The organism is Crystallibacter permensis, from assembly GCF_025960875.1.
Lineage (GTDB): Bacteria > Actinomycetota > Actinomycetes > Actinomycetales > Micrococcaceae > Crystallibacter > Crystallibacter permensis.
Window position 1 is genome coordinate 322,276 of the sequence record NZ_JAODLR010000004.1, and the last position, 8,966, is coordinate 331,241.

Below are 8,966 nucleotides of genomic sequence, written 5' to 3' on the forward strand. Positions count from 1 at the left end.
GCCGCTGTGGAGGAGAACTGCGGACAGTTTCCATCCCCCTGTCTGCAGGCACCCCACGGCCATCCGGCAGAGGAAGCTGGCGAAACAGGAGAAACTGGAGACATGTACATGGTCCTTGCCCCTGCCGCGCCCGGCGCTGGCGCTGCTTCGCCGGACGGGCGGGCCTTCTGTCTCCAACCCGCGGACGCAACCGGCGCTCCCAACGGCCCCGCCGCCGTCGTAAACCTTGCGGACCTTCCGGGCGCCGTCCGCCGTGCCGAGCAAGGACGTGTCCGTTGGGTCTGGGACACGACGCGGAGCAGTTACCTGCCGATGCTCAAGGCGGGAGCGAGCGTGGAGCGTTGTCACGATCTGGCCCTGACCCGCAACATCCTGTCACTGTCCGAGTTCGTGCCCGGAAGCGATTACGTCCGGTCCTTGCGGCAGGCCGCCGTGACGGACGAAGAACGTGATGGCTTGCCCCGGCAGGTCCTGCCCGTTCCTGATTCGCCGGATCAGTTCACCCTTTTCGATTCGCCGCAGCCCCGCGGTAGAAGCGTGCAGGAACTGGTCCAGGAGCTGCAGGACCAGCTGGCAGCTGTCACCGAGTCATCCCGGCGCGGACGGATCCAGCTGCTGGTGGCCGCCGAATCCGCGGGTGCGCTGATCGCCGTCGAGATGGAATACGCCGGCGTGCCCTGGCGCGAAGACATCCACGAGCAGATCCTGTCAGGATTCCTCGGTCCGCGTCCGCGCAACGGCGAGCGCCCCGTGGAGCTGGAGAGGCTCGCCGCCCGGCTGCGCGAGCTGCTGGATAACCCGCGTTTCAATCCGGACTCCGCCCAGGAGCTGCTGCGCGCCCTGCACCGCGCCGGAATAGAGGTCAAGAGCACCAGATCATGGGAACTGCAGGAACACAGCCATCCCGCCATTGCCCCGCTGCTCGAATACAAGAAGCTCTCGCGGCTGCATTCGGCCAATGGCTGGACGTGGCTGGATACCTGGGTGCGAAACGGCCGGTTCCGGCCCGAGTACATTGTGGGAGGGGTGGTGACGGGACGGTGGGCATCACGCGGCGGCGGGGCGCTGCAGATTCCGCAGCAGATCCGCGACGCAGCCCGCCCGGATCCCGGGCACAAGCTGGTGGTGGCCGATGCCGCCCAGCTCGAGCCGCGGGTGCTGGCCGCGTTGGCCCAGGACTCCGCGCTCGCCGCGGCAGCCCGGGGCAAGGACCTGTACCAGGGCATCGCCGACGTCGGATTCGGCGGCGATCGGGCCAAAGCGAAAGTCGCCATGCTGGGCGCCATGTACGGCGCCACCACGGGCGAATCCGGCCGGCTGGTGCCGCAGCTGACCCGGACCTACCCGCGTGCCATCGGCATCCTCGAACGGGCCGCGCGGACGGGCGAAGCCGGCGGCATCGTCAGCAGTTATCTGGGGCGAAGCTGCGCCGCTCCCTCGGAACGCTGGGTGGAGTCGCAGCGCACCACCACGGCGGAGGAACAGCGCCGTGCGGACAGCATCGCCCGCACCCGGGGACGCTTCACGCGTAATTTCATCGTCCAGTCAACGGCAGCGGAATGGGCCTTGTGCTGGCTCGCAGAATTACGACGGCGGCTGCGCGCCGCTGCGGCGGACGGCACCTACGTGGGAGAACTCGTGTTCTTCCTGCACGACGAAGTGATGCTCCACGCGAACGCGGACCAGATCCAGCTGGTGTGCCGGATTGTTGAAGAATCGGCGGCGGAAGCGACGCGGCTGATGTTCGGTCCGATTCCGATCGAGTTCGCCGTCAGTATCGCCGTGGTGGATTCCTACGCCGACGCGAAGTAGCTGTTATCCACAAGTAACAGAGGGGCCGTGGCACTGGCACCTGCGGTCCCCTTAGCCTCGTACCAACATTGTTCGACCGGCCCAGTCCGGCAGCTGACAGGGGGTGCGGGTGGCCGTCTTGACCATCGATACGGAGGCGATGCTCGTCTCCGCTGCTGCGGCGGAAGGGGCAGCAGCCAGAGCCGCCGACCTGCGGGTCGACGCGGTCGGGCGGACTGGCGGGGCAGCGGGAATGTCCGGCTGGGAGACCGAAGCGATGGAATGGGGCAGGGCCTACGACGACGCGGCCGTCCAGATCCTCACCTCACTTGAGCGGCTCGGCTCGGCCTACGCGTCGGCAGGATTCCACACCCGGGCTGCGGCCGAGCTCTACCGCTTCACGGAGCAACTGGCCAGCGGGAAGGACACTTCCTATGCTGCGCCGCAGGAGCCGGCGGCGCCCGGGCTGTGCCGGCAACTGCCGGTCACGGCAGTCGGCGGCAGGATCCCGATCCTTCCCGAGTTCGGACAGTTCATTGCCAACGCCGCCGGTCAAAGGTGGCCTTCGGGCGACGCCGAAGCAATGCGGGCCACCGCTGGTGCCTGGCGAATGGTTGGAGCGGATCTCCGGGCGCTCGGCAGCGCAGCCCTGCGTACCACCACAGCCCCATTGGCCGGGCAGCGAAGCGCAGACATCGCGCTGCTCGAGTCGCATCAGGACGAGCTGTACAGCAGTGCCATTGCCGTCGCCGAAGGATGTGATGCCCTGGGGCAGGACTGCGACGAGCTGGCAAGCGCGGTAGAGGAAGCGCATGCCACCCTGGTTCAGGAAGCCCGGGACTTCGCCATGCAGATCGCCGTGCTGATCGGCATGGGAGCAGTGACAGCCTGGTTGACCGCAGGCGGTGGGCTCATCATTACCACCGGCCTCGCTGCCTCCAGAATCGGCCAGGCCGTAGCGGCCTTCCTTGCTGCCACCGGCAGGCTCAGTACCCAGGTGACACAGCTGATTGGCAGAACCCTCGACATCTCCCGGAACCTGACCGGCGCTGGAAGGCTGACGGAACTTTCACAGCGCTCGCTGCCCGGGCCGCTAGGCATGCAGGCGGCCGCGATGGGCACGTTCGCCCGTTCGGCGCTGCAGTCCGCACCCGCGGCCGCTGTCCGGAGCTTTGCCGCGAAGCACGGTGACAGGCTGCTCAGTGTTGCCGCCAGCGGGCCGGAAGCGTTGCTGCCGGGGGCACTAGCGGGAGTTGTCAGGAAGGAAGCCCAAGGCGCTGCGGGGATGGTGGCAAAGCAAGTCCGCCCGGTGGCCGGGCGCGCCGGCGTCCGTATGCTCAATCCCGATCTCGTCTCCCCTGCGGTCCTGGGTGTCTATTCCGCCTACGGCTGGTATTCCCGGGTGAATAACGCAGTGACGGTCTTCGAGAAAGAGGGCTGGTTGGGTTCCGCTCGCCACCGCTCCGGGCCGCCACGGGTAGACCCAGTCAACGTCCGGTTTCCGGCGTCGCTGAAGTTCAAGCTTGGGACGGGTCCTCAACTGGAGCGACCGGGCGCAGCGGCGCCGGGATCTCTTGGGACTGGTCCCAGGGGATTGTCCAGCCCAGATCGTCGAAAAGATGGCCTAGCAGTATCGCGGTGAAGCCCCAGACGATCACGTTGTGGACGAGGAAGCCGGGGCTTTTGAAGACCTGTCCTTCCCGCCGGACAACTGTCATTCGCCGGTTGGCGGGATTCAGCAGGTCGGCCACCGGAACCCGGAAGACCTGGGCAGACTCGGCGAAGTCGACCACGGCTACCGGCGACGGCGCGGACCACCAGGCAACGACGGGGGTGACCAGAAAGTTGCTGACCGACAGTGGAATCTCCGGCAGCGTGCCAAGCACTTCCACTCCGGTGGCATCGAGCCCTGTTTCCTCCACTGCTTCACGCAAGGCCGCTGCAATCGGCCCGTCGTCGTCGGGGTCAATTCCGCCGCCGGGAAACGCCACCTGTCCGGGGTGGGAGGACAACGTGGCCGCCCGTTCCACGAACAGTACGTCCAAGTCATCAGGGACAGCCGACTCATGGAATTGAGACGGTGTGCTGTCCAGCGCCCCGAACAACAGCAGGACTGCCGCCGCCCGGGAGTCCTCGTCGTCGAGCTCTACGTTGTACCAGCCCTCACGGTCCCGTACGGACAGCCGCTCCTCCATGGGGACGCTCAGAAGCTGCTGCAGGTCGGACTTCGCGCTCATGCATCCAGCTTAAAGCCGGCCGCGCGTAGTTCGGCACGGCTCTCTCCGGCCCGCATCCTGGCCAGCAGCTCCTCGCGTCCGGGGGCAAGTTCATATTTGAGCAGCTTGGCTGCTTTCTCCGGGTCGACTTCGCCTTCCCCGAAAGACGGACAAAGTGCTGCTACCGGGCAGACACCGCAGGCCGGCTTCCGGGCGTGGCAGATCCGCCGCCCGTGGAAGATGACCCGGTGCGAGACCATCGTCCAGTCTTTGGGTTCGAAAAGCTCTGCAACATCGAACTCGATCTTGACCGCGTCGGTGGCATCGGTCCAGCCGAAACGGCGGGCCAGCCGGCCGAAGTGGGTGTCCACGCTGATGCCGGGAACGCCGAAGGCATTGGCCAGCACCACGTTTGCCGTCTTCCTCCCCACTCCCGGAAGCGTAACCAGGTCTTCCAGCCGGCCAGGGACTTCGCCGTCGAACTCGTCGACGATTCTGTTGGACAACGCCAGCACGCTTGCCGTCTTGGCCCGGAAAAATCCTGTGGGCCGGAGCATTTCCTGCAGCTCGGCTTCATCGGCTTCGGCCATCGCCCGGGCGTCCGGATAGCGGGCGAACAACGCGGGCGTCGTGGCGTTGATGCGGACGTCCGTCGTCTGGGCCGAGAGCACGGTGGCGATGAGCAGTTCGAAGGGGTTGCGGAAATCCAGTTCCGCAACTGCGTAGGGGTACTGCTCGGCCAGTGTCTTGTTGATGCGGCGTGCACGGCGTTTGAGCGCCAGCGGGGACTCATCCGGGCTGATTTTGCTGCGCGCCACGGGCCGCTGGCCCTTAAGCGCGTTCAATGTTGGTCAGATCCCTAAGCACGCCAACCCGGCCGTCGGTGTGCTGCACGAGGAACTCGTCCCCGCGGTCCTGCAGCGCCAGGATCCAGGCGCCCGGTTCCAGCATGAAGGCGACTTCACCGGTGTTTTCATCGTATGTCGGGCGGGTACGGCCGACGGCGAACCAGAAGGCCTCATAGGTGACATCCTCGTCGGATTCTTCGACATGTTCGCGGGTGGCGCTGATCGGTTCAGCGGCGTCCCGTCTGGTCCCTTCCGTGCTTGCGCCCGCAACCGAACCCATGGCCGTAGTTTTCGGCATTTCGGACTCGGTATGGTCAGCGGAGCGGTCTTCGGGGCGTCCGGTCTCGACTGTCTGGGCGGCAGGGGCCGTCTGCGAGGCACTCGTCTGCTCGCCGGTGGAGTCACCGGAAGCAGCTACCGCAGCGTCCGGCTGCTCCTTGTCCGCATCCGGTCCTCTGGATCCCGCACCGGCAATGCTGTCTGCCTCGGTCACTTCCCCACGATCCTGCGGCCGCGCCGCATCCTTCGCGGCCCGGGCCGATGCAGCTGCACTCGGCTCCTTAGCCGACTGCTTGGCATCGGCTGCAGCGGTCACCTCGTCGTCGGACATCGGAATGCCTACGGCCTCGCCATCGGCGGCGCCGGGGGCCGTCAGATCCTCGTCGCCGGTTGCTTCACCGTGCCGCGCGGGGACAGTGTCCTTCTTTGAGTCTGCCTTGCCCGCTTCCGCTGCAGCGGCCACACCGGCCACTCCCGCGGCGCCTGTTCCTGCGGGCGCGGCGAACTGGGCGGCGGAACCGGACGGTGATGCGGCACCGGCGGACCCATGGGCATGGGCGCCGGTCCTCGCCGCCTCCACCGAAGCGTCCGTCTGCCCGGTAGCGTCATGCGAGCGGTCCTGCGCTGCAACGCCGGACCGGCCCTGCTCGCGGGCTCCCTTGTCCTTACCTGCAGCATTGGCCCCTGCGTTGGACGCCGCGGCGAATGCTCCGTGAGCGCCGGGGCCGGACAGGCCCGCAGCCGCCCCGGACGCGGCACCGGCTGTACCTGCAACCCCTGCTGCGGTGGTTGCCTTCGCCCCCGTCGTCGAAGAACCGGCTGCTCCCGCCTTTACCGCTGGGCCATTCGTCGCGTGCGGCTGTCCCGCGCCGGCTTCTTCCGTCACCGGTTTGGGTGCTTTGGCCCGAGGCGGAACCGCATCCCGGGCAATGGGATGTGCCGGGATTTCGAGCCGGCCGGCGAAATCGGCCCGGAACTGCGGAATCCATCGTGCGCAAACGGTCGCTGCAAGCAGACCGAGACTGCCGATAAAGCCGATCGCAGCGCTAAGGCTGAACGCGCTGACCAGCGTCAGGAAGAAATAGCCGACAGTAAACGAGGCCACTACCGAGGCGAACTGATCCACCGACAGGGATCCGATGCGCAGCTTGGTCTTGGGTGCCAGCCGACGGATGATGAACAGCACCAGCACCATGGCCGGCAGCAGGATACTCAGACCGAGACGGAAGAGATTGGCGGAATTCCACTGGTTCAGCCCGATTCCCTGAATGACGGCGGTCGGCAGTACCGACGCCAGGAACAGCAGTACCACGGACAGTCCCACGGCGACGTCCCGCACAGTGAACGGCCCGGCTACTGCCTCGCTGACGCCGTCCGAAGTGGTTACTGCATGATCTGTCATAGTCATTCTCCGATCGTCGCGGCCAAAGCAGGCCTTGGCAGAGCTTGCGCTGGTCTCAGCGTAGTCAAGGAAGGAAGCCATCACTAGCCGAATCGCGGTGTCAGCAGGAGCCGTTCGACATCCTTTTCCACCGCTCACCGCAGAATTACGTCCTTTTACATCCGAACATGTGACCCGTGCCACGATGTCCAGACGCAGGGACTAATGTGATGATCAGCACGAGTGGCCGCCCGTCCTCCGGGATGTGCCACGCACAGCCGCAACACCACGAAAGGGTCTTCTTATGTCTGAAGCCAACGGAACCCAGCGCGCCACGAGCGATGCTCTGGAAAACCTGCTGCAGGAGAACCGGAAGTTCGCGCCCAGCGAGGAATTCGCCGCGAACGCGGTGGTCAAGCCCGGCATCTATGAAGAGGCCGACGCTGATCATGAAGCCTTCTGGGCGAAGCAGGCGCGGGAACTGTTGTCCTGGAACGAAGACTTCACCCAGACCCTGGACTGGTCGGATGCGCCGTTTGCGAAATGGTTTGTCGGCGGGACACTGAACGCGGCGTACAACGCCCTGGACCGCCACGTGGAGAACGGACTCGGGGACCGGGTGGCCATCTACTTCGAGGGCGAGCCGGGCGACACCCGCACCTACACTTATGCCCAGTTGACCGACGAGGTCAAGAAGGCGGCCAACGCGTTCGAGTCCCTCGGCGTGGCCAAGGGAGACCGGGTTGCCGTCTACCTGCCGATGATCCCGGAAGCGGTCATCACCATGCTCGCCTGCGCGCGCATCGGCGCCATCCACTCGGTGGTCTTCGGCGGTTTCTCCGCGGACGCCCTGCGCAACCGCATCGATGATGCCCAGGCCAAGCTCGTGGTCACCTCGGACGGCACGTACCGCCGCGGCAAGCCCAGCCCGCTGAAGCCGGCCGTGGACTCCGCCCTGGAAGCAGAGGGTCATTCCGTCAGCAGCGTCGTCGTCGTCAAGCGCAACGGCGAGCCCGTGGACTGGCACGAGGGCCGCGACCGCTGGTGGCACGAAGTGGTGGAATCCGCGTCCGCGGACCATACCCCGGTGCCGCATGACGCCGAGCACCCGCTGTTCATCCTGTACACCTCCGGCACCACCGGCAGGCCCAAGGGCATTCTGCACACCACCGGCGGGTTCCTGGCCCAGAGCGCGTTCACGCACAAGGCCACGTTCGACCTGCACGCCGACACTGACGTCTACTGGTGCACCGCGGACATCGGCTGGGTCACCGGCCACACCTACGTGACCTACGCGCCCCTGATCAACGGGGCCACGCAGCTGATGTACGAAGGCACGCCGGACACCCCGCACCAGGGCCGCTGGTGGGAACTGGTGGAGAAGTACAAGGTCTCCATCATGTACACCGCGCCCACGGCGATCCGCACCATGATGAAGTGGGGCGAAGACATTCCGGCGAAGTTCGACCTGTCCTCCATCCGGGTCCTCGGCTCCGTGGGCGAGCCGATCAACCCGGAAGCCTGGATGTGGTACCGCCGGGTCATCGGCGGCGACAAGGCCCCGATCGTGGACACCTGGTGGCAGACCGAAACCGGCGCGCACATGATCGCCCCGATGCCCGGCATCACCGAAACCAAACCCGGTTCGGCCCAGACCCCGGTGCCCGGCATCGCCGTCGACGTCGTTGACGAGATGGGCCAGTCGGTGCCCAACGGGCACGGCGGCTACCTGGTCATCCGCAAGCCGTGGCCGGCCATGCTCCGCGGCATCTGGGGCGACCCGGAACGCTACAAGGAGACCTACTGGTCCCGCTTCGACAACATGTACTTCGCCGGCGACGGCGCCAAGAAGGACAACGACGGCGACTTCTGGCTCCTCGGCCGCGTCGACGACGTCATGAACGTCTCCGGGCACCGCCTGTCCACCACGGAGATCGAATCCGCTCTGGTGAGCCATCCCTCGGTGGCCGAAGCCGCCGTCGTCGGCGCAGCGGACGAGACCACGGGCGAAGCAGTCGTGGCGTTCGTGATCCTGCGCGGCAACGCCGTGGAAGACCCGGAGATCGTCACCACCCTGCGCAACCATGTGGGCAAGGAGATCGGTCCGATCGCCAAACCGCGCCAGATCCTGGTGGTGCCGGAACTGCCCAAGACCCGCTCCGGCAAGATCATGCGCCGCCTGCTCAAGGACATCGCCGAAGGCCGCGAAGCCGGCGATGCCAGTACCCTGGCGGACAACACGGTGATGCAGCAGATCACTTCCTCGCTCAAGGGCTGACACCCTTCCGCAGCAGATGCGGCGGCCGCCGGCAGGACACCCTGCCGGCGGCCGTCCTTCGTTTCAGGGAAGGTCCGTCTAGGAGCGTGGGTCAATAGCGTTTTATCGGATCCGAAAGTGATTGTTCCTTGATCGGTTGGATGTGAAGTCTGTGCTGCGACTTCGGGGCTCGA

General features: G+C 66.3%; 5 protein-coding genes and 1 pseudogene. 3 read left to right on the plus strand and 3 right to left on the minus strand.

Features of this window, described 5'->3' with window-relative positions; genetic code table 11:
- The first annotated feature begins 102 nt into the window (after positions 1-102).
- Positions 103-1,812 (plus strand): bifunctional 3'-5' exonuclease/DNA polymerase, encoded by a 1,710-nt coding sequence (locus B0G38_RS07400; protein WP_264668825.1) that lies wholly within the window; start codon positions 103-105, stop codon positions 1,810-1,812.
- A gap of 256 nt (positions 1,813-2,068) precedes the next feature.
- Positions 2,069-2,740, plus strand: a pseudogene (locus B0G38_RS23400) (WXG100-like domain-containing protein); the annotation flags it as partial.
- 568 nt (positions 2,741-3,308) lie between these two features.
- Here the strand turns inward: B0G38_RS23400 and B0G38_RS07405 are convergent.
- The 3 genes from B0G38_RS07405 to B0G38_RS07415 are packed head-to-tail and all read right to left on the minus strand — an operon-like array spanning position 3,309 to position 6,536.
- Positions 3,309-4,028 (minus strand): NUDIX hydrolase, encoded by a 720-nt coding sequence (locus B0G38_RS07405; RefSeq protein WP_264668826.1) that lies wholly within the window; start codon positions 4,026-4,028, stop codon positions 3,309-3,311.
- Positions 4,025-4,852: an endonuclease III gene (gene nth / locus B0G38_RS07410; protein WP_413542039.1), complete on the minus strand. Its 828-nt coding sequence runs from the start codon at positions 4,850-4,852 to the stop codon at positions 4,025-4,027. The genes B0G38_RS07405 and nth overlap by 4 nt, the downstream gene beginning before the upstream one ends.
- Positions 4,839-6,536, minus strand: a complete 1,698-nt coding sequence (locus tag B0G38_RS07415) for a prolipoprotein diacylglyceryl transferase (protein ID WP_264668827.1) — start codon at positions 6,534-6,536, stop codon at positions 4,839-4,841. The genes nth and B0G38_RS07415 overlap by 14 nt, the downstream gene beginning before the upstream one ends.
- A 283-nt stretch (positions 6,537-6,819) precedes the next feature.
- Between B0G38_RS07415 and acs the strand changes: the two genes are divergently transcribed.
- The gene (acs, locus tag B0G38_RS07420) at positions 6,820-8,793 is read left to right on the plus strand and encodes an acetate--CoA ligase (RefSeq protein ID WP_264668828.1); all 1,974 of its coding nucleotides are present in this window, start codon (positions 6,820-6,822) and stop codon (positions 8,791-8,793) included.
- The last annotated feature ends 173 nt before the right edge of the window (positions 8,794-8,966 follow it).

Excerpts from the sequence above, each read along its gene's own strand:
- B0G38_RS07400 (WP_264668825.1), top strand. The coding sequence starts at position 103 with ATGTACATGGTCCTTGCCCCTGCCGCGCCCGGCGCTGGCGCTGCTTCG.
- B0G38_RS07405 (WP_264668826.1), bottom strand. The coding sequence starts at position 4,028 with ATGAGCGCGAAGTCCGACCTGCAGCAGCTTCTGAGCGTCCCCATGGAG.
- B0G38_RS07415 (WP_264668827.1), bottom strand. The coding sequence starts at position 6,536 with ATGACAGATCATGCAGTAACCACTTCGGACGGCGTCAGCGAGGCAGTA.
- acs (WP_264668828.1), top strand. The coding sequence starts at position 6,820 with ATGTCTGAAGCCAACGGAACCCAGCGCGCCACGAGCGATGCTCTGGAA.